This window comes from Clostridium sp. CM039 (assembly GCF_055081075.1).
In genome coordinates this window covers 3,579,742-3,600,530 of sequence record NZ_CM143649.1, presented here as the reverse complement: position 1 = coordinate 3,600,530, position 20,789 = coordinate 3,579,742, and the positions used below count along the sequence as shown (strand labels likewise).

Here is a 20,789-nt window from a genome sequence, read left to right as displayed (position 1 = left end):
TGAGAATTATTATCTGCTCCAAAGGTCTACAACGAGGCTTATTCTACACTTTTAAGAGAACTAACCATATCAATATCTTTAACTTTCTTTGAAAACATAAGGTTAACAAGAATAGATATCAAAATTGTTCCGAAAATACTGTAAAACAAAGATTGAACAGATATTATGGTCATCATATCAAATGTATCACCCATGAATGAAATCATATAGCTAATAAGCCATTTTCCGCAAGGTATCCCAATTATAATTCCAAGGGTTGTAATCCAAATGGTTTGTGTAAGAAGTAGCCACCTAATTCTCTTTGTTTTAAAGCCTAATACCTTTAGCGTGGCAAGTTCTCTTTGTCGCTCTGTAAAGGATAATATGCCGAGATTGTAAAGCACTACTATGCCCAAAATAGCTGCTCCTAAAATAAGTATATATACCATAATGTTCATGGCTTCTGTCATGGTTTCATAACTTTTAGTTAAATCTACCCTTGACCAGATGCGCGTTACACCAGTAACATTAGAATTTATTTTTTTAGAAGTTATGATAGAGGTAGCTTTAAAGTTGTATCCCAGCCTTTCAAAATTATTTTTTGTCAATGTGATGCCTTGGGATATGGGTGTACGGTAAATGGCCCCGATTGTTGATGTAACGTAACGTTCATCACCATAAATGTGAAAGGAAATTTCATCGCCTACTTTAACTCCTAAAAGATTAGCCATTTTATAGCTTATTGATACTTTGTCTTGTGGTAATTGAATAGCCTCACGCTTGGCATTTTGAGGGTTAATAAGTGTTACATTTTCAGTTACAAGTAGCTGCGCAGTTTTCTTTTTATCCTTTGCTTTAATTTCGATAGTACCTTCCATTATTGATTCTCCAGCATAGCTATTTTTAATTGATGAAATTTCTTTTTTGGATGCTTTTTCAGAAAGTGTCAACTTTGTTTCATAGTGGTTAATATCCGAATACTGCCAACTAATAACATCCTTTACGCTATCTTTCATACCAAAAGCACATACAAGCAGTGATGTACATCCCATTACACCGATTATAGCCATAATGGAACGAACTTTACTTCGAAACATATCCCGTAAATTCCACTGTGTATTGAACCCAATCTTTGCCCATAACTTTGTTTTTTCAAAAAAGCCTTGTTTCATAATCCTTGGAGCCTTAGGCAAAAGCAATTGAGATGGTATATCTTTTAGAACTTTACGGCAAGTAAGGTAAGTTGCCAAAGTACATGCAATTACAGAAACTAGAGCCATTATAAATGAAGAGACTGAAACTTCCGGTTTCCAAACAGGCAAGGTGTATGCTGTTTTTAATGAATCGTAGAAAAGATGTGGCAGAATAAGTGGGCCTGCTACTAATCCAATAACAGCACCAGCAATGGAAATCCATAAGCCATAAGAAACATAGTGGAATAATATGTGTTTCTTCTTGAAACCTATCGCTTTTAATGTGCCGATTTGCGTACGTTGATTATTGACTAAACGCGTCATAGTTGTAATTATTGTAAGTAAGGCAATTGCAAGAAATACAATTGGGAAGACCTGCCCTATCGCTTTATGCTGCTCGATTTCTTCCTGAAACATTGCATAACTTCCAAAATTATTTCTTGTTAAAAATACACTGTACTTACCGTCTAAAGCGGTATCAATTTTTTTTTCTAACTTTGAGTAATCTGTCCCATCGGTAGTAACCAAAAGGTCTGTGTAGAATATTGGTATTGATTTTGGTAAAGACTTGTCGGAGAGATAAGCAAATCCAAAGTTTTCATGGTTTGGAACAATGTCATTATCGCCTGTTGCATACACATATTCAGGATTTAAAACTGTTCCTAGTATTTCTTTTTTCATAGTAATACCATTGAATGTTGTGGATATAGTATCTCCAAGGGTGAGTCCCTTTGCTTTAGCAAATGCGTCGTCCAGCCATACACCATCTTTATCAACAGAAAATTTCTGCCCATCAATAAGCTGGCACTTTGAAATCTTATTTTCATTTGTAAAATGTAGTGTTATCTTTGGTTTGTTTTCAAATCTCGCAACACTGTCTATTGTGAGCCTTCTTTGTACGGAGGTAACACCATTAACTGATAAAACCTTATCAGCATCCGATTTCGTAAACCCACTGCCATAAATCCAGACATTAGCAAAATTAGTATCCCGGTAATACTCATTTGATGCAGTTTGCAATCCATACCATTCACTGTTTATACCTACGTATATAAAAACGCCTAAAATAGACATTATAAAAATTGAAATGAATTGAGTTTTGTTTAGCTTCATATCTCGAATCATTTTGAGAAAAAGCATTACCAGTTCACCTCCTTTACATCAACGGGTGCAGCATTAATACTTATATCCCTCACTTTGCCGTTTTTAATTCGGATAACCTTATCTGCAGCCTGAGCCAGTGCTGAATTGTGTGTAACAATAATAACTGACTTATTTTTCTCTCTGCTCATTTTCTGTAGTAAGGAAAGAATAACAATACCTGTTTCACTATCTAGTGCACCTGTTGGCTCATCGCAAAGAAGCATGGTTGGATTTTTGCATATGGCCCTTGCTATAGACACTCGCTGTTGTTCCCCACCTGATAGCTGTGATGGAAATTTATTTAAGTGATCACCTAGTCCAACTGAGGTCAGTATTTCGGCAGCATCCAATGCCCCTTTCACTACATCCTTTGTAAGTGCCACATTTTCAAGGGCAGTTAATGTTGGAATGAGGTTGTAGAACTGAAATACAAAGCCCACATTTTCTGCTCGATATTCCGTCAATGCATCATCTTTGTAATTCGCTATATTTTTACCATTAATAATGATTTCTCCATTTGTAGCAAAGTCCATACCACCAAGCAAATTAAGAACTGTAGATTTGCCGGCGCCACTCGGACCTAATATAACAACAAATTCACTATCATTAATAGTAAAACTGATATTATCTGCAGCAAGTAGCGTCTTTTCGCCTAAATTATAAGCTTTTGTAACATTTTTAAATTCAATTGTATTTTTCATAGTCCCCCCCTATAATCTGAAACATGTTTCAGATTATATTATACCAACCCGTCCCTTTGTTGTCAATATTAACCTGAAATATATTTCAGGTTTGTTGACTGCTTCACTTAAACTAGTTATAATTAAATTAAAATCTTAGTCTAAGGGAGGACACCATGAGTAATAACTCAATTAGAGAACCTAAACAAAAACGTTCTATTGAAAAGAAAAAAAAGATAATTGAAGTTGGATTTAAACTAATGTGCGAAAAGGGCTACCACAATACAAACTCAGTGGAGATTGGTAAAGCTGCTGGAGTATCAACTGGTATTATATATAACTACTTTACAGACAAAAAGGATATTTTTATTAGCGCTATTCAAGATTATGCTAACAGTCTAACAGCACCAATGTTTGAAAAAATAAGTACACTTAAAGAACCTATTGATTTGACAGACCTATTAAAGCAATTTATTGATATTTTTATACAGTCACACTATATTTCAAAGTCTGCTCACGAAGAAATGATGGCTATGGCTCATTCTGATAAAGATGTAGCTAAGTTGTTTTACCAGTTTGAAATTGATACTACAAACACCCTTATTGAGTTAATGAAACAAAAAGGTATTACACCAACAAACCCTAGAGAGAAAGTTCATATTTCTATTGGGCTAATTGAAAACCTTTGCCATGAAAGGGTGTACCATAAACACGAGTCTATGGATTATATGATTATGACAGACGAAGTTATAAATCTTGTTATTAGTATGTTAACAAATTAAATATTTGTTAAAGTAGTGTAACATCTTTATTTTGCTTTTAGATCCAATATCCACTTAAAGCAAGTAACCCCATATCATTAGATATGGAGTTACCTGCGACGAAATATAAAGAAGATTGTAAAGCAATGATTCACTTTATTTTAATGCATTTTTTAAGCTTTTTTAGAAAAAATAATCATTTGAAAAAATCATTTCTTAAACCCATATATACTTGAGGTAAGACCAATTACAACAATAGTGAAGCCTATTAGATTAGAGTAAAAGATCTCATTAGACGAAAATCCACCCCCACCGATTGCTATGATTGCTACTCCAACAATAGTAACTTCTATACCTATTAACATTATTTGTATTGGAGTCTTATTCTTTGTATGTTTATCTAAAATAACTATAGTTAAAAGTATTGGAATAAGTAAAATAACGATCAAAATCAAAGCTGCCATAAAAACACCCCTCAGTCTATATTTGTTTATACAAATGCTTTAATAATAGTATTTTCTTTTTAAACTCATCTTCTAAAATAATATTTTTTTGAAATGAGTAATAGACTCAATGTGAATGTAACTCGATTGGCATTGTATTACATTTACTATAGAGTATGCTTATTTTACTCTTTGAGCAATTGGATGGTTCTCTTTAAATTGAACTAAATCCCATAAGTTTCCGTATAAATCTTTGAATACTGCAACTGTACCATATGATTGTTCTTTAGGTTCTCTAACAAATTCTATACCTTTTGCTATCATTTCGTTATAATCTCTCCAAAAATCATCTGTTCCAAGGAATAGGAAAACCCGTCCTCCTGCCTGATTTCCAATAAACGATAGTTGTTCAGGTTTAGAAGCTCTTGCAAGTAATATTGTAGTTCCTGACGAACTTGGTGGAGACACTACCACCCAACGTTTATCTTGGTCTTCTTGGTATGTGTCTTCTATTAATGTAAAATGAAGTTTCTTTGTGTAAAATTCAATGGCTTCATCATAGTCTTTGACTACTAACGCAATGTGTACAATAGATTGTATCATTTTATTTGCCTCACTTTCCTTACAAAATATAAGTAATATTATTGTGTCGTCTATTTTTACAAGTTCCTCATAAATATTTATTCACTTATACCACTATTGCCTTATCCAAGAGTAAGCATAATTCCCAATATGTTTAGGAATATTATTCATATCTATAGAGCAATCTTCAATTATTAATAGTTTCTTTTTTATTGAAATATTCCACATTAATGTTATCCTCCCCCCTCCTATGTAATCCTTACCTAATAATATCATAACATTATAAATAGCTAAACTTTAATTCCCCTAGGGAATACAATATAATATGGATGGAAAAAGAACAAATAACGTGAAACCAAAATTTCACGTTATTTTATAAGTATTTATAATGTTTACAAAAGGCTAAAGTAATAATAGACATACTTATTTACACAAGAAAGTAATCCCTAATACTGTTGTACAAACTCCAATTAACAATAATAATATAAAACCGATTATATTTTGTTTTTTAAGTTGCAAAATACTATAAAGTAAAGTATCGATACCAACACAAACCATTACTAAATTCAATAGAGACTTATCGTCTATACCATTGTAGGAATTAAATATATGAATAAAAAACAATATAAATATGGCCACAGAAACTATTTTACGTGAACTTTTATAAAATAAAGAATTTTCATTATATAGATTCATAAACATTCTCCTTTATTAAAAAATAAGATAGTATCTTATTTTTATATTTATATTTATATTTATATTTTAATGCTTTTTGTAATTATTTTCAAGAAAATCAGTTTGATGCTACCCCCATCATTCAATATAATAAGATGTTATGTTATCTATTTGGATCTGAGTTAATACATTGTTGTCTTTATTTCTTTATTTGAGATGTTCTTAATAATATTATCTAAATTAACTTCTAAAGGCGAAAATATATCCTGTAAGTACAATGTATCACCTTCAATTCTGGAATTACAATCGCATCCTGCTCTATATAATATATATTGTCTTCTTTATTCTTAATTGTAAGTAAGGTGACTTACTTGCATGCTATACTTTGCTGCTTTTATTGTCAAGATATTTATTAAGGTACATTAATTTTAAATATACCGATCAATCAAACTAACTTATAAATACGCATATGCACATATAATAATTGTTATATTTTTAGTTGAATATATCTATTTTTACTCCTTCATAGAAATATCTCGTTGAAGTTGAATCCATAAATATAATCCTATTATGCAAGTTAATATTTCTGTTATAGTCATCGACCATATAACCCCATGTAAACCAAACGTATATTTTCCTAAAATCATAATAGGAATTAATAATGTTCCCTGCACTACAGACATTATGGTTGCATCTTTACCTCTTCCAGCTCCTTGGAATATTGCTATAAAAAGACCAGTAATGCCAGCAAACAAAGCTGAAATAAGCATAGCTAGCAAAATGTATATCCCAGTGTTTATTACGTAAGTATTATGGCTAAATAAATGTAATATTGGTTTTCTGAAGATAAATATTATCAATGAAAAGGCCATAGTTAGGATTGCAATATAGGCTGCAGTAATATTTATAATACTCTTCATTCGTTTTATATTGTTAGCTGCATACGCATAAGCAATTAAGGGAATAACTCCAATATATAACCCTTTAGCAGCAAATTGAGCAAGTTGGGCAATTCGCAGAGATATTCCAAATGCAGCAACAGCATAGTCGCCATAGTATGCTGAAAAATTATTTAACAATAAAACGGAAACAATCAAAAATGCATCTAATAGGAAAGAGGATATTCCTATCTTAAAAATATCTTTCAACATGCTAAGCGTTGGTTTGAATGTACTTATGGAAACTGTCAAAGTAGAACTTTTGTTTTTAAGGTAATAAACATAGTACAATACTGCACATGTATTCGCAACAACTGTTCCAATTGCTGCTCCTACAATATTTAAATGACATGTAAAAATTAATATGGGGTCCAAAACAATATTTATGATAACACTTATAAACATACCATTCATCGAGACTTTTGATGATCCCTCCGCTCGTACTACTTGTCCTAATGCAAAGTTAGAAATTACAAATGGACTTCCTAAGATAAGAACCATAATAAAATCTTTGGTGAACAAAACCGTATCACCTTTTGCCCCTAATACTTTTAGAATAGGATGAATTAAAGGTATCGCGAATAACATAAAAATAAATCCAGCTAATATACTTAAGAAAAAAGTAACTGATGAAACTTTTTTTGCATCTTCTAATTTTGTTTCCCCAAGTAACCTAGATATATAGGTTCCACCACCTACACCAAAAACATTTCCAATTCCCGATAATATGATTGTAAAAGGTAACGCTAAGGTGACAGCTGTCATCATCGATGTGTTATTTAGCATTCCAATAAAAAAAGCGTTAATAACATTATAAATCATAATAACGGACATCCCCAACATCATAGGCACTGCCATGTGTGCAATCGCTTTTGGTATAGTTGCTTGTTCAAAATAATAATTTTCTGTATTTTCCATATAATGATCCTCCTTAAATTCTCGGTAGTGTAAATTTTTTATTTCTTATCAACGGTTTGTTCTGTATATTGTGTATTGATTTTAAATTTACACATTTAAAATTCACCTCTCGCAAAATAATATTTATGTTTCCTCGGAAACATAAATATTCTATCACTTTATTGTTTCCTTGTCAATAATAAAGGGGGCTGTATCATACGCTGATGTTTCAGCGCTTTGATACAGCCCGCCTTAGGCTACTTTTTATACAACTCCATTATTCAGAACCATTTCGATTTGTTGGTAAGTTGTATAATGAAATGACCGAAGAGTAACAAAAAATAAAGACTCAAGAGAAATACTCTTGTATAATGTTAAGTGACTAAACCAACATATACGGGAGGATTTCAAATGAGTCAATTAGATTTTATCACACAGAGCAGAAAAGGTAAACACATAACATACGAGGAACGCATAAAGTTAGAAGCTTTACACAAAATGGGACTTAATTCAACTCGTATTGCGGAGCAAATAGGTGGGCGTTCAGAACGTACAATAAGGCGTGAAATTGCTAAAGGAATTGTAGAACTATTGAATAGTGACTTAACCACTCGCATGGAATATAGCGCAGAAATTGGGCAGTCAGAGCATGACAAACAAGGTACCGCTAAAGGTCCTGCATTAAAAATAGGAAAAGATCATAAATTGGTGAAGTACTTAGAAAAAGCTATTGGTATAGATGGCGAATCTCCGTATGCAGCTATTCAAAATATCACAAATAAAGATCTACAATTTGAAACAACTATTTGCTTCAAAACTGTGTATAACTATTTGGATAATAATTTGTTTTTAAATATAAGTAACAAAGATCTGCCTGTTAAAAAGAATGCTAAAAAGAGAAACTATAAAAAAATAAGATCAGCGTATAACAATACCAAAGGAACTAGCATATCGGAGAGACCTGCAGCGGTAGCTGCACGTGATGAGATAGGCCACTGGGAAATGGACACTGTAGTTGGCAAACAGGGTACAAAAACTGTCTTGATGGTGTTAAGTGAAAGAGTAACTCGTAAGGAGTTAGTCTTTAAAATACCATCTAAATCACAGGCGGCTGTCGTGAAAGAATTGGACAAATTGGAGCGTAAAATGGGAATGTTATTCTCGAAAACATTTAAAACAATCACCTGTGATAACGGCTGTGAGAACCTTGATTTCGAGGGTATTGAGAACTCAGTAAGAAATAAACGAAAGAGAACTAAAGTGTATTATGCTCACCCATATAGTTCATGGGAGCGAGGCACAAACGAAAATATCAATAAAATGATACGACGATTTATCCCAAAAGGTGTGGATATTTCAGCATTCTCTAAAAAACAAATTATGCGAATACAGCACTGGATCAACAATTATCCAAGAAGGATTTTCAACGGTTTATCTGCCAATATGATGGAACAGAAAACCATTACAACTTAACATTATATTTTTCTTGAAAATTTCGGACATTTTATATTGCAATCTACACCATTTCGATTTGTTATATCTACACCTTGCTTCTTTATTTCTGCAAATAAGTCTTGTATTGAGCCAAAATAAAGACCCCTCTGAAATAATATAATGTATCCTATAGAGTAGACATTAAAAAAAAGTGAACTGCCCCCTGTCAAGTAGACAGGGGGCAGTTCATTAATACTTCTAACGCTGAACCTATATCTTCATAGGAGTTGGTTCTGTTAAATAACATAATATTTCTCCGAAGTAACCTTGCACTGAGTGCTTTGCAACAAGAAACGAAAAAACATTGAATTTCCATTTAGAAATTCTTGTTTTGCTAATATAAAATTCTCGTGAGACTTCCTGGAAGGAAAACTCGCATACTTTTATTTAATATTCAACATTTCTTAGAGATAATCCTTTTGCTTTTGCCATCGGTATATACTCTGATGCTGTTTCTTCATTTAGTAATTTTTCTATATCCATTGCCTTAATTTTTCCTTTACCCACTTCTAAAAGGCTTCCTATAATAATTCTTACCATATTCCATAAGAATTCATCTGCATTAATTTCTATTTCAATAATGCCTTCTTTTTCTGTTATATTTATATAATTGATAGTCTTAGTAGTTGATTTAGTATTTGTAGATACTGTCGCTAAATACTTAAAATCATGAGATCCAACTAAAGACTCTGCCGTAATTCTCATTTCTTCTAAATTAAGATTCATCTCAGAGTGATAAACATATTTTCTATTAAATACATTTCTTAGTTCATTATTATTTATTTTATACACATAAGTAATTGATTTTATATTATACCCTGCATGAAATTTTTCACTTGCATCCACCATGGATTTCACTACTATGTCCTCTGGTAAAAATTCATATAAACATTCTCTCATCTCATCTATGCTTAACTCACAATTAGTATGAAAGTTTGCCATATAATTTTCAGCATGTACACCTACATCAGTTCGCACGCAGCCTGTAACCTCTATAGGTTCTCCTGCCATTTTAGATAATGCACCTTCTAGTTTACCTTGAACCGTTAAATCGTTATCTGATTGTTTTTGCCATCCTTTATATCTACTTCCATCATATTCTAATATCATTTTTAAATTTCTCATATATATCCGCCTTTAACTTTTTTGATTATTCATGTTTTAATTTTACCCAATGAACATTTTAATTATAGCTTTTCTATTAAAATAAAGCTAATATATTTATCATTATTTAATTTCATATACCCTAGTTTCATAAGGTCTTAATTTTATATTCACACTAGCGGCATAACCTTCCACCACATAATTTGATAGCAATAGTTTAGCCTTTTCATAATGGATATGCTTTGGAAACTCAAATATTGGTTCATTTCCAAAGAAATTAACTATGATTAAGATCATCTCCCCCTCTAATTGTCTTAGATATGCATATATTTCCTCATCTTCTCTATTAATTTCCTCAAAGCTTCCATATACCAATACAGCCTTGTTTTTTCTTAAAGCTATCAATTTTTTATAATAATTTAGTATTGAATTTGAGTCTTCTATTTGTTCATCCACATTAATTTTTCTATAATTTGAATTAACTTTTATCCAGGGTGTGCCAGTAGTAAACCCTGCATTTTCACTATTATTCCACTGCATTGGTGTTCTTGAGTTATCCCGCGACATATAGCGTAGTCCCTTTAGATAGTTTTCTTCACTCACTAACCCGCCCTTAACTAAATCTTTGTGTTTATTAAAAACAGCCACATCTCTATAATCTTGTAATTTAAAGTCCCAAGCATTGGTCATTCCTATTTCATCTCCATAATAAATAAAAGGAGTTCCCTTTTGAGTTAATTGAAGACAAGCTAACATTTTTGCAGATTCTTTTAAATAATTCTTCTCTTCTCCTAGTCTTGATATAGTTCTCGTAGTGTCATGGTTCGAGTAAAACAAGGGGCACCAACCTTCTTCTTCAGGCCTTCCTTGCCATCCACTCATATTTTCCTTTATATCTTTTATTAAGTTTATAGGTTTCCTTTCCCAATCAGTTTCCCCTCTACCCACACTATGCATATCAAAATGGAAGGTAAAGTCTAATTCACCTTTATCTTTTCCTGTATAAACATAGGCATTTTTATAGTTTACTCCACCCGTCTCACCAATTACTACATGATACCCAGTGTTAAATACCTCTTTTCTTAATTCTTTTAAATAATCATGAACTTCAGGTAGATTTTGTACATATTTTATAAAATCACCATATACATGACCTTCTTCTATTATTCCATCTGGAAAGGAATGATCTTTTCCGAGATGATTAATAGCATCCATTCTAAATCCATCTACCCCTTTTTCCATCCAGTACTTTATCATGTTCTTTATTTCTTCTCTTAATTTTTCATTTTCCCAATTTAAATCTGGTTGTTTCTTAGAGAAAATATGAAGATAATATTCTTCTGATATCTCGTCATATTCCCAAGCGCTGCCTCCAAAAAAAGACCCCCAATTATTTGGAGGGTTACCCTTTGTACCTTTATTCCAAATGTAATAATCTCTATAAGCATTATCTTTGCTCTTTCTACTCATTTGAAACCAAGGATGCTCATCAGAAGTGTGATTTATTACCAAATCCATCACTAACTTCATTTTTCTAGAATGAAGTTCTTTAACTAACTCATGAAAATCTGCAAGCGTCCCAAATTCATCCATTATGTCTCTAAAGTCACTGATATCATATCCATTATCGTCATTAGGTGATTTATTTATAGGATTTAAATACAATATGCCTACTCCTAAGTCTTTCAAATAATCTAGTTTTTCTATTATCCCTTTTAAGTCACCTATTCCATCACCATCTGAATCCTTAAAACTTCTAACATATGCCTGATATGCCACTGCTTCCTTCCACCATTTTTTATCCATGGTTATCCCCCTCTTCAATTTTTTAGTTTTAAGACTTATGCGTAATTGCTATTTCTATACACGGTTGGAGAAACCCCCACTATAACTTTGAAAGTTCTACTGAAATGGCTTTGGTCATAAAACCCCAATAAAATCCCAATATATAAAATGCTTTCATCTGTACTGAGCAGTAGATTTTTTGCCCTGTCTATTTTTATTTCTTGCACATATTTCATTACTGAAATACCCATCTTCTTTTTAAAGCAATCGCTTGCATAACCCACTGAAATGTTTAAATCTCTAGCTAACTTATCAAGCGAAGAGTGATTTTCAATATTAATATGTATGTATTGAAGCATTTTATTAATCATAAAATTATCAGTGACTTCAATATCATTTATTAAAATATTAAAATATGCTGTGACCATGCTTATTTCTAAAGCTTGTAACTCAATTAAATCAGTAATACCTTGGACTTTATCATAGAAATTATTATATAGAGGATGCAGCGCACTTTTTGATACGCCATTTTTTATAATTTCCTTTGTGTATATAGCATTCCAAATAATTAAATCATTTTTTTTATTGCGAGCGGACTGTCCATTTTCTTTTTCCTGTAGATGTTTTTCTTTTAGGGTGCTTAATACTTTTGGTATATTTTTTGATTCGATGAAAAATGATATATCATTATTAAAAATATAAATATCTGATTCAAAGGTCTCCAGCATATTTTCACCTCTTTATTTTAATAATCACCTGCGGTGCTGCAATATTAAAGACTTCCGAAGGAGATTTACCACCTTGAGTTATTTAGTTGACTCTCTCTCAACTAATTTTGTATCAATAATATAATTGGTTATATATTCTTTCTCATCTTCCAATTTATTTATTAATAGCTTAACTGCAAAATAACCTAATTCTTCAGAATTAATATCAACTGAAGAAAGTGTAGGCTCTCTGTATGCAGTTAATGGTGTGTTATTAAACCCAACTATTGAAATATGGGTTTTGGACATTTCGCTTATTGCTTTTGATGCACCAAAGGCAATTAAATCGTCAGTGGTGACAACAGCTGTAGGGCTGGATTTTTCTAAAATTCTTTTCATAGCATCATAACCACTACTTTCTGTAAACTCTGCTACTTGTACCATATTTTCATCTATTTTCATCCCAATGTTTTCCATGGATTTCTTGTAACCTTCTAACCTATTTATAGTTACATTAAGTGTAGCCGGTCCTCCTATAAATGCAATTTTTCTCTCACCCTTTTGTATAAGATAATTAACAACACTATACATGGCGTGAAAGTTATCATTATCAACCCATAAAAGTCCTTCTGTATCTTCTGGTTTTCCTATTACTACGAAAGGATAATCTACCTTTTTTAAATAAGTGATGCATTTGTCATCCTTTTTTACAAATGGCAAAATAATTCCGTCAACTCTTCCACTATTTATTAAACTTGTTATATACTTTACTTCTTGATCCTCATTACTACTGTAAGCATACATAATATAATATCCCTTTTTTTGAGCATAATGGCTTATTCCCCTCATAATTTGAATGAAAAATGGATTAGAAAATAAATCTTCATCAGTGCTAGGTAAAATAAGTCCTATAGTTTTGGTTGTTTTACTAACTAAGCTCCTAGCTATTGCATTAGGGTGATAATTGATTTCTTTCATTACTTTATAAACTTTTTTCTTTGTTGCATCACTAATTGTAGAATTATCCGCAATAACTCTTGAAACTGTTGAGGGTGATACATTTGCTAGCTTTGCTACTTCCCTTATAGTTATCGACATGAAAACTTCACTTCCTACTTTCTAAAAATATTTATACGAGTTATATTATAATAAAACTTGATTTCTGAAATGTCGTTAAAGTTTTAGACATCATCTAAAATAACTAATTAGTATGTTATTCTAGATGATGTCTAATTATAAAACTAACCTTTAGTAGCACCAGATGCTAGTCCTTCTACAATGTGCTTTTGTAAATATACAAACAGCAATGTAATTGGAATAGCAACTAAAATTGCACCTGCAGCGAACATTGTAAATTGGGTGTTTTGTTGTTTTTGAACCCATTCAAATAATCCCATCGCAAGTGTTTTCTTCTCACTGCTTTTTAATATTATTTGAGGAAATATAAAATCAAACCAAGGTCCCATAAAGTTTGTAAGTGCAACTAATGTAATTATAGGCCTTGCCAAAGGTAATATTACCTTTACGAAAATAGTCATATTTGAAGCCCCATCTATTTTTGCAGCTTCATCTAAGCTTCTTGGAATACCATCGAAAAAGCCTTTACATAACCATGTATTATATGGTATTTGCCCACCTGCATACACAAGAATTAAACCCCAATGACTGTTTAATAATCCTAACTTACTTATTAGAATAAATACAGCAGTCATAGCTAAGAAACCGGGGAACATTTGTAAAATCATCATTGCCATAAGCCCTTGTTTTCTACCCTTAAATTTAAATCTAGAAAATGCATAAGCAGAAAGTGTTGTTAGTATAACTGACAAAACCATATTAATTATAGCAATTTTAAATGTATTCATATACCATTTCGGAAAATCAGTTTGTGTAAACAACTCTTTATAGTGGATTAATGTTGGATTTTTAGGAATTATAGATGAACTAAATAAGCTTGTACCACTATTGAATGAGGATAAAACAATCCAAATTACCGGTGTCAATATTACTATACATAATAGCACCAATATAGCATATATAATTATTTTTTGAATTACATCGGATAAATTTACCTTTTTATTTTTTACTATTTTTTTATTCATTACATCATGTCCTCCTCTTTGAAGGCTTTGGTTTTACTAAAGCTATATGCTGAAATACTTGCAACAAAAATAAATAATATAATGGTAATTACAGATGCCATATGGTATTGATTCTGATCCTTTGTCATCTTATAGATCCATGAAATTAAGATATCAGTATCTCCTGCATATTGCAAACTTCCATTAACTGGATTACCGTCTGTTAACAAATAAATCATCCCAAAGTTATTAAAATTAAAAGCAAAACTCATTGTTAATAGTGGCATGGTTTGAAAAAGCACTAGTGGCAATGTTATTTTATAAAACTGTTGCCACTTAGTTGCGCCATCAATCTCAGAAGCTTCATATAAAGACTTGTCTATATTAGTAAGTATTCCTGACATAAGTGCCATAAAATAAGGTGATCCTAACCAAACCGTTATTATTAAAATCATTATTTTCGCAATAGTCGGATCTGTAAAAAAAGGTATTTTTCCCATTCCAAAGGAAGCTAACATATTATTTACTGGACCTGGTCCACTAAATGCTAATCTCATTATAAGTAAGGATATAAATGCTGGTATAGCATAAGGCAAAAGAAAAATTGTTCTAAAAAACTTTTTGAATCTTATTCCCTTAGCATTAGTTATTAGTGCTAATAATAATCCAACAAAAAAGTTACAAGTAGTGCTTACTACAGCAAATATAAGTGTCCAAATTCCTACTTTTAGAAAAGTATTATTCCACATTTTTAAATTTACTAATTGTTTAAAGTTATCAAGTCCAACCCAGTCAACTAAGTTCCTTGGTGGCAAATGATTAGGACTTGAATAGTTAGTAAAGGCAACTGCTACAGTGAACATAATAGGAAGCACAATAAAAAATGCAGTAAACAAGAATCCAGGTGTTATCATGATATGAGGAAAATATTTTTTCCACACATAACTTAAGAATTCTTTTGTATTTAGTGGTTTATTACCTTTTTCTATACTTTCGCGTCCTCGTTTTGCATCATAGATATTAAGTATGTATACTGAAATTACAAGAAATAAAATTATAACAGCTATAAGACCTTCAATCATTAAGAAAATAGAATGATCTCCTGTTGCTTTCCCATTCACAAATTTCACACCAGAATCTCCTAGTGAAATTAGTCCCTTTATTGATGTTGAAAAATATCTTATATTAAATAATGCTACTATTTCTATAATTGCAAGCATAATTCCTTTGAATATTTCTTTGTTATATATTTGTCCTAGACCCATAAAGAGCACAGAGAAAAGAGTTGCTTTTTTTGATTTTTTCATTTCATACCTCCTAAATCAGATAGAATTTTATTTTAAATTAGTCATTTGCTATATAGCAAATGACTAACTTCTATTTACAACTAATTATTTTTGAGCAGCTATTGCGTCTCTCACAGTTTTAGCTGCAGTTTTAAGTGCTTTTTCAGGAGCAACTCCATCGTTCCACATTGATGAAAATGCTGCTCCGTATGGAGTCCAAACAAGTCCTATTTGAGGAATTGATGGCATTGGTACAGAATATTTTATTTGATCTAAAAATGGTGCAACCATTGGATCATCTTTAATTTTAGCGTTTCCCATTAGTTTTGTTACTGGTGGTATTTGTTTAGTCAATTCATATCTTTTTAATAACATTTCATCAGATGTTGCTAAACTAGCGAACATTTGAGCTGCTATTGGATATTTTGAATAAGAACTAACAAATAATGTTCTTATTCCTGATAAACTTGATTGTTGCTTTCCATTAGTTAATTTAGGTAATGGTGCTACACCAAAATTAACACCAGCCTTTTCTCTACCTGATACTGCCCATGGTCCATCTATCATAGCTCCTATTTTTCCTTCATCAAATAAACCTTCCGCAATTGTATTAGTTGAATCTGCTGCATTAATTGGTAAAACTTTTTTCAAATCCATTAGACATTTTGCTCCGTCAATTGCTCCAGCTGAATCAATACCTACGTCTGTTTTATCAGTTCCATTTTTAAAAATATAACCGCCGCTTCCTGCTATAAAACTATGAGAGAAGTAAGCATTTCCAATATCCCACATAAATGCATATTTGTTTGTTTTTGCATTGTTAAATGTTTTGGCTTTTGCGATTATCTCTTCATAAGTTTTTGGTGCTGTTTTGAATACATCTTTATTGTAAAATAATCCGTAAGTATCTACTGCTGTTGGATATCCGTAAACTTTACCCTCATATGATACTGCATCTAAGGCTGATTTTAAATAGTCCTTCTTAACTCTTTCTGCAAATAGGTTATTTTCTAAAACTAAACCTGATGATACAAGTTCTCCAGTGTGATCATGTGGTGCATCAAATACATCCGCCCCTACTCCAGCTGGTCCATCTGTAGCCATTTTGGCTTTAGTATCAACAGATCCAACTTCTTCATATGTAACTTTTACTCCGTATTTCTTTTCAAACTCAGTACCAATAAGTTTCATATAATCTGTTTCAACGCCTTTAGCCGTCCAAACTACTAGTTTAGCTCCTGATTCAGGTTTCACTTCAGTTGCAACTCCTTCTTTAGCTGCTGTTGCTTCTACTGCTACTTTTTTAGTACCACATGCTGCTAACGATACAGTGCATGATAAAGCTAATAATAGACTTAATACTTTCCTTTTCATATTTAATCCCCCCAAAATAGTATTTTTATAACATCTCTGCAAGCGTTTGCATATTTTTATTGTAAACCGAATTTTCAGAACTGTCAAATAATCTTTTTACCAAATTTTGTTTAATTAACTATAGTAAAATACTATGTAATATTATTATGAAATCAATTTCAAAATCACTTTGAGCCCTTATAATCTCTAGTTTAGATTCTCTCAATAACAATACTGCTTTACTTTATTACAACAATATTCTAAGGAAATTTTGTACAAACGTATAAGCAAATGCACAATTTTATATTACAATTCAATAAATACAAATAAATTAACATAGTGTATATACATATTTTATTAAGTATATACAATCATCACTAAATGCTTATGATATAATTGCACCCATAAATATACTAGGGCATACAGGAAATATCCATGACAACTTCCACTATTTACTTTTTTCATATGCCTAGAATAAACATAAAAGTGAGGTAGATTAAAATGAATAAGCATGCAATATATCATATTACTGAAACACCCTATGCCTATGGCAGAGATTTAAACACTCTAGTGCTGCGTTTAAGAACAGCAAAAGATGATGTTAAAAAGTGCAATTTATATTATAAAGATAGATATAACTGGGATGATCCATATGATGTTAAAGAAATGAAAATTACAGCTCAAGCTGATTTATTTGATTATTTTGAAACAGAAGTATCCGTTGAGAGAAACAGATATAGATATTACTTTGAGCTAATTGATTGGGATAATAATATAATATGTTTTGATGAAAGAGGCTTTAGAGATAAGACACCAGATCTAAAAGAAATCACAGCTTTTCAATTTGCCTATTTGGCAGAGGGCGATTTATATGAAGAAGCTCCTTGGTTACAAGAATCAGTTGTATATCAAATTTTTCCCGATCGTTTTTATAATGGAGATAAACGTAACGACCAAGAGAATACTTCGAAATGGGGCAGTGTAGTAAACACTGAATCTATGTTTGGTGGAACTATTAAGGGAGTTATTGATAAGTTAGACTATCTAGAGGAATTAGGCGTTAATTTAGTTTACTTAACTCCAATATTTAAATCCACTTCAAACCACAAATATAATACAGCAGATTATTATGGCATAGACCCTCAGTTTGGGACCTTAGACACAGCAAAAGAGTTAATAAAAAAATGTCATGAAAAAGGAATGAAAATTATTTTTGATGCTGTATTCAATCATTCAGGAAGTGACTTCTTTGCCTTTGAGGATTTACTAGACAAACAAGAAGCTTCAAAGTATAAGGACTGGTATTTTATCGACAGTTACCCAGTTAGTACTGATACTGTGAACTACTATACTTTTGCTGATGACGTAAGCACAATGCCGAAATTAAATACTCATAATAGTGAAGTAAGAGAGTATTTATTAAAGGTGGGAGAATATTGGGTAAAAGAAATAGGAATTGATGGTTGGAGACTGGATGTTTGCGATGAAGTTGACCATGATTTTTGGAGAGCTTTTAGTAAAGTAGTTAAAGCAGCTAATAAAGATGCGGTTATTGTTGGTGAAATAATGCATGAAGCAAACTCCTTCTTAAAAGGAGATCAACTGGACAGTATAATGAACTATCCTTTTAAATCTGCTTTAGTTGATTTTTTCGCTAATAGAAGCATAGCTGCAGAAGAATTTGACAATATATTATCTTCTAATAGAACTCTTTATATGAGTAGCATCACAAGGCAACTCTGGAATCTAATGGGTAGTCATGATACTAAGAGATTTTTAACTGAATGTGAGGATAATGTAGACAGAATGAAGCTTGCAATCGCCTTCCAATTTTGCTACCAAGGAGTTCCATATATTTATTATGGAGATGAAATAGGTCTTAATGGTGGTGAGGATCCTCAGTGCAGAAAATGTATGATTTGGGATGTAGAAAAACAAAATATAGAATTATTTAACCACTATAAGACTATGATATCTCTTCGGAAAAATAATAGTGCTTTAATTTATGGTGGCTACAAAAAACTCTATTGCAAGGACAATGTATTAGTTTTTGAAAGAAGTTATGAAGGTGACTCTCTATTAATTGCTATTAACAATAGTGATGAAGAGTATAATGTTAAGCTATCTTTAGATAACACCGCTATAGATATTTTCACATCACAGGAAACAAAATTAAACAATGGATTAATATTAGACCCTATGGAATTCAAAATATTAAAATTATAGGAAATAAGAAAGCGGGGCAGTCATTGATAAAAGGCGTGCCCCTTTTTTAATATATACTTTTCGTTATAGCATAATATAAGAAAAAAGATCCTAATATATTGGTTCATGATGATTCATAGAAAAACCATCAACCATTACATCTAACCTCTCCGAAGTATCCTCTTTTATCTCTACAGGTTTTAGTTTTTTCACAATTCCAAGAGGCTCCTTTAATGAAAGTTTATCGGTGCGTCCTGATATAACCCACAAAATTTTATACCCTTTTGGCATTACATCCAGTTTTTCTTCACCCTTTCCATCTGTAAAATATATTAGTATATTGGTATCCGTATTATTTACATACTTAACTACCGGTGTAAATTTTGTACCACCGCGCGAACTACAACGCTTTCTTATACTATTAATAGACTTAGCCTTATATACCTGCCTTATTTGCGAATCACATTCAATCAAGGTTATTTCATGCTTATAAGTTTTTACAATATTAAAAACTTCCTTTATTGCTCCATGAAACTCCTCATCACTTATGCTACCGCTTATATCTATAGCCAAGGTAATTTTAGCTGTATGCCCTCTTAGTTCTCCCCTTAAATCTAATCTATTAGGTTGACGTCTGCTCCTTCTTGACACAGTCTTTTTTTTATCACTTTCTAAGGTTCCCATTATTTTTTTCAGATATAAATTCCAAGGAATTTCACCTTTACTCGCTTTTAATCCTTTGAGAATTCCCTCTAAATAAAGAGGAACCTTGCCCTTTTCTGCAAGTTTCGCAAATTTTCGCGTAAAATCTTTAAGGGTCTCCTCATCTGTCTCTATAGATTCTTCCCATAAATCATGAGTTTTAGATGCATTAAATTCTTTTTCTATGTGCTTATCCTTAGAGTCATCTTTTTCTCTCTCATCTTCTTGTTCTAATAGATTTAAGGCTTCTTGAATTGTATGCGCATAATACTCCATAGTCATATAATGTTGCATCTTTAAACTATACTTAAAATTTATACTGTCTATTGTCGTGGCATAGGGCGGCAAATAATCTATATACTGGTTCACTACTATATCCATTGCCATATTAATAGAAAGGGTACTATATTTTGTTTTAAGACTCCTTGCACGATTCAAATGGGAGGATAATATGTGATAAATCTCGTGTTTAATAGAGCCCATCATCTGCCTCGGTGTAAGATTTAAAAAGATATAGGGATTAAAATAAATAACGTACCTAGATAATTTAAAGTTTACAGCCGTGGGCGAGGTTATGTCATATTTTATCTCCCTAGACATTTGAAGCAGAAAATACCCATAAAAGTTTTCGTTATCTTCTATGAGCATAAAATTAACCTTTTGCACAAGCTTCAAAAAGTTTTCCACAAAATCCTTTGGCATTTCTTCAATGCTTTTCACATTAGAAATTTCATCATAAAGCTCATTTTTAAGACTTTCAAAGTTTTTCACCATAATTTCA

Annotated in this window: 17 protein-coding genes; 3 read left to right on the top strand and 14 right to left on the bottom strand. The window is 31.7% G+C overall.

Annotated elements, in window-relative coordinates; genetic code table 11:
• Positions 1–38 precede the first annotated feature (38 nt).
• Together ACWJJ2_RS16855 and ACWJJ2_RS16850 are read right to left on the bottom strand one after the other, a co-directional pair.
• Positions 39–2,312, bottom strand: a complete 2,274-nt coding sequence (locus tag ACWJJ2_RS16855; RefSeq protein ID WP_462953583.1) for an ABC transporter permease — start codon at positions 2,310–2,312, stop codon at positions 39–41.
• Entirely contained in the window at positions 2,312–3,016 is a 705-nt protein-coding gene (locus tag ACWJJ2_RS16850) for an ABC transporter ATP-binding protein (protein WP_216303940.1), read from the bottom strand. The genes ACWJJ2_RS16855 and ACWJJ2_RS16850 overlap by 1 nt, the downstream gene beginning before the upstream one ends.
• Before the next feature lie 155 nt (positions 3,017–3,171).
• Between ACWJJ2_RS16850 and ACWJJ2_RS16845 the strand changes: the two genes are divergently transcribed.
• Complete coding sequence (locus ACWJJ2_RS16845) at positions 3,172–3,777, top strand: TetR/AcrR family transcriptional regulator (protein ID WP_216303939.1); 606 nt, start codon at positions 3,172–3,174, stop codon at positions 3,775–3,777.
• A gap of 188 nt (positions 3,778–3,965) precedes the next feature.
• On the opposite strand, the gene ACWJJ2_RS16840 is transcribed toward ACWJJ2_RS16845, so the two are convergent.
• From ACWJJ2_RS16840 to ACWJJ2_RS16825, 4 genes are all read right to left on the bottom strand, one after another.
• The gene (locus ACWJJ2_RS16840) at positions 3,966–4,220 is read right to left on the bottom strand and encodes a hypothetical protein (RefSeq protein WP_216303938.1); all 255 of its coding nucleotides are present in this window, start codon (positions 4,218–4,220) and stop codon (positions 3,966–3,968) included.
• Between the two features lie 159 nt (positions 4,221–4,379).
• Positions 4,380–4,802 carry a VOC family protein gene (locus ACWJJ2_RS16835; protein WP_216303937.1) on the bottom strand — a complete coding sequence of 141 codons (423 nt, stop codon included), beginning with the start codon at positions 4,800–4,802 and terminating at the stop codon, positions 4,380–4,382.
• Positions 4,803–5,204: 402 nt separating this feature from the next.
• On the bottom strand, positions 5,205–5,477 hold the full coding sequence (locus ACWJJ2_RS16830; protein ID WP_216303936.1) for a hypothetical protein: 273 nt from the start codon (positions 5,475–5,477) through the stop codon (positions 5,205–5,207).
• A 494-nt stretch (positions 5,478–5,971) separates the two neighbouring features.
• Entirely contained in the window at positions 5,972–7,312 is a 1,341-nt protein-coding gene (locus tag ACWJJ2_RS16825) for an MATE family efflux transporter (RefSeq protein ID WP_216303935.1), read from the bottom strand.
• A gap of 390 nt (positions 7,313–7,702) precedes the next feature.
• Here ACWJJ2_RS16825 and ACWJJ2_RS16820 point away from each other — a divergent pair, with 390 nt between their 5' ends.
• On the top strand, positions 7,703–8,764 hold the full coding sequence (locus ACWJJ2_RS16820) for an IS30 family transposase (protein ID WP_462953225.1): 1,062 nt from the start codon (positions 7,703–7,705) through the stop codon (positions 8,762–8,764).
• A gap of 408 nt (positions 8,765–9,172) precedes the next feature.
• On the opposite strand, the gene truA is transcribed toward ACWJJ2_RS16820, so the two are convergent.
• The 7 genes from truA to ACWJJ2_RS16785 all read right to left on the bottom strand — a co-directional run bounded on the left by truA (position 9,173) and on the right by ACWJJ2_RS16785 (position 17,122).
• The gene (truA, locus tag ACWJJ2_RS16815; protein ID WP_216303931.1) at positions 9,173–9,910 is read right to left on the bottom strand and encodes a tRNA pseudouridine(38-40) synthase TruA; all 738 of its coding nucleotides are present in this window, start codon (positions 9,908–9,910) and stop codon (positions 9,173–9,175) included.
• 102 nt (positions 9,911–10,012) lie between these two features.
• Positions 10,013–11,695 carry a glycoside hydrolase family 13 protein gene (locus tag ACWJJ2_RS16810; RefSeq protein ID WP_220286136.1) on the bottom strand — a complete coding sequence of 561 codons (1,683 nt, stop codon included), beginning with the start codon at positions 11,693–11,695 and terminating at the stop codon, positions 10,013–10,015.
• 35 nt (positions 11,696–11,730) lie between these two features.
• Positions 11,731–12,402: a helix-turn-helix domain-containing protein gene (locus tag ACWJJ2_RS16805; RefSeq protein ID WP_220286137.1), complete on the bottom strand. Its 672-nt coding sequence runs from the start codon at positions 12,400–12,402 to the stop codon at positions 11,731–11,733.
• Positions 12,403–12,480: 78 nt separating this feature from the next.
• Entirely contained in the window at positions 12,481–13,479 is a 999-nt protein-coding gene (locus tag ACWJJ2_RS16800; protein ID WP_220286138.1) for a LacI family DNA-binding transcriptional regulator, read from the bottom strand.
• 143 nt (positions 13,480–13,622) lie between these two features.
• A complete protein-coding gene (locus tag ACWJJ2_RS16795; RefSeq protein ID WP_220320094.1) occupies positions 13,623–14,483 on the bottom strand; it encodes a sugar ABC transporter permease in 861 nt (286 codons plus the stop codon).
• Positions 14,483–15,769: a sugar ABC transporter permease gene (locus ACWJJ2_RS16790; RefSeq protein ID WP_462953582.1), complete on the bottom strand. Its 1,287-nt coding sequence runs from the start codon at positions 15,767–15,769 to the stop codon at positions 14,483–14,485. The genes ACWJJ2_RS16795 and ACWJJ2_RS16790 overlap by 1 nt, the downstream gene beginning before the upstream one ends.
• 84 nt (positions 15,770–15,853) lie before the next feature.
• Complete coding sequence (locus ACWJJ2_RS16785; protein ID WP_462953581.1) at positions 15,854–17,122, bottom strand: sugar ABC transporter substrate-binding protein; 1,269 nt, start codon at positions 17,120–17,122, stop codon at positions 15,854–15,856.
• 480 nt (positions 17,123–17,602) lie between these two features.
• On the opposite strand from ACWJJ2_RS16785, the gene ACWJJ2_RS16780 reads away from it, so the two are divergent.
• Positions 17,603–19,327 (top strand): alpha-glycosidase, encoded by a 1,725-nt coding sequence (locus tag ACWJJ2_RS16780; RefSeq protein WP_462953580.1) that lies wholly within the window; start codon positions 17,603–17,605, stop codon positions 19,325–19,327.
• A 90-nt stretch (positions 19,328–19,417) separates the two neighbouring features.
• Here the strand turns inward: ACWJJ2_RS16780 and ACWJJ2_RS16775 are convergent, their stop codons facing one another.
• Positions 19,418–20,782, bottom strand: coding sequence for a vWA domain-containing protein (locus ACWJJ2_RS16775; RefSeq protein ID WP_462953579.1), 1,365 nt, complete (start codon positions 20,780–20,782; stop codon positions 19,418–19,420).
• Positions 20,783–20,789: the final 7 nt, after the last annotated feature.

Coding starts and splice junctions, on each gene's coding strand:
- ACWJJ2_RS16790 (WP_462953582.1), bottom strand. CDS start 15,769: ATGAAAAAATCAAAAAAAGCAACTCTTTTCTCTGTGCTCTTTATGGGT.
- ACWJJ2_RS16800 (WP_220286138.1), bottom strand. CDS start 13,479: ATGTCGATAACTATAAGGGAAGTAGCAAAGCTAGCAAATGTATCACCC.
- ACWJJ2_RS16775 (WP_462953579.1), bottom strand. CDS start 20,782: ATGGTGAAAAACTTTGAAAGTCTTAAAAATGAGCTTTATGATGAAATT.
- ACWJJ2_RS16805 (WP_220286137.1), bottom strand. CDS start 12,402: ATGCTGGAGACCTTTGAATCAGATATTTATATTTTTAATAATGATATA.
- ACWJJ2_RS16795 (WP_220320094.1), bottom strand. CDS start 14,483: ATGAATAAAAAAATAGTAAAAAATAAAAAGGTAAATTTATCCGATGTA.
- ACWJJ2_RS16855 (WP_462953583.1), bottom strand. CDS start 2,312: ATGCTTTTTCTCAAAATGATTCGAGATATGAAGCTAAACAAAACTCAA.
- ACWJJ2_RS16845 (WP_216303939.1), top strand. CDS start 3,172: ATGAGTAATAACTCAATTAGAGAACCTAAACAAAAACGTTCTATTGAA.
- ACWJJ2_RS16810 (WP_220286136.1), bottom strand. CDS start 11,695: ATGGATAAAAAATGGTGGAAGGAAGCAGTGGCATATCAGGCATATGTT.
- ACWJJ2_RS16785 (WP_462953581.1), bottom strand. CDS start 17,122: ATGAAAAGGAAAGTATTAAGTCTATTATTAGCTTTATCATGCACTGTA.
- ACWJJ2_RS16780 (WP_462953580.1), top strand. CDS start 17,603: ATGAATAAGCATGCAATATATCATATTACTGAAACACCCTATGCCTAT.
- ACWJJ2_RS16830 (WP_216303936.1), bottom strand. CDS start 5,477: ATGAATCTATATAATGAAAATTCTTTATTTTATAAAAGTTCACGTAAA.
- ACWJJ2_RS16850 (WP_216303940.1), bottom strand. CDS start 3,016: ATGAAAAATACAATTGAATTTAAAAATGTTACAAAAGCTTATAATTTA.
- ACWJJ2_RS16835 (WP_216303937.1), bottom strand. CDS start 4,802: ATGATACAATCTATTGTACACATTGCGTTAGTAGTCAAAGACTATGAT.
- ACWJJ2_RS16820 (WP_462953225.1), top strand. CDS start 7,703: ATGAGTCAATTAGATTTTATCACACAGAGCAGAAAAGGTAAACACATA.
- truA (WP_216303931.1), bottom strand. CDS start 9,910: ATGAGAAATTTAAAAATGATATTAGAATATGATGGAAGTAGATATAAA.
- ACWJJ2_RS16825 (WP_216303935.1), bottom strand. CDS start 7,312: ATGGAAAATACAGAAAATTATTATTTTGAACAAGCAACTATACCAAAA.
- ACWJJ2_RS16840 (WP_216303938.1), bottom strand. CDS start 4,220: ATGGCAGCTTTGATTTTGATCGTTATTTTACTTATTCCAATACTTTTA.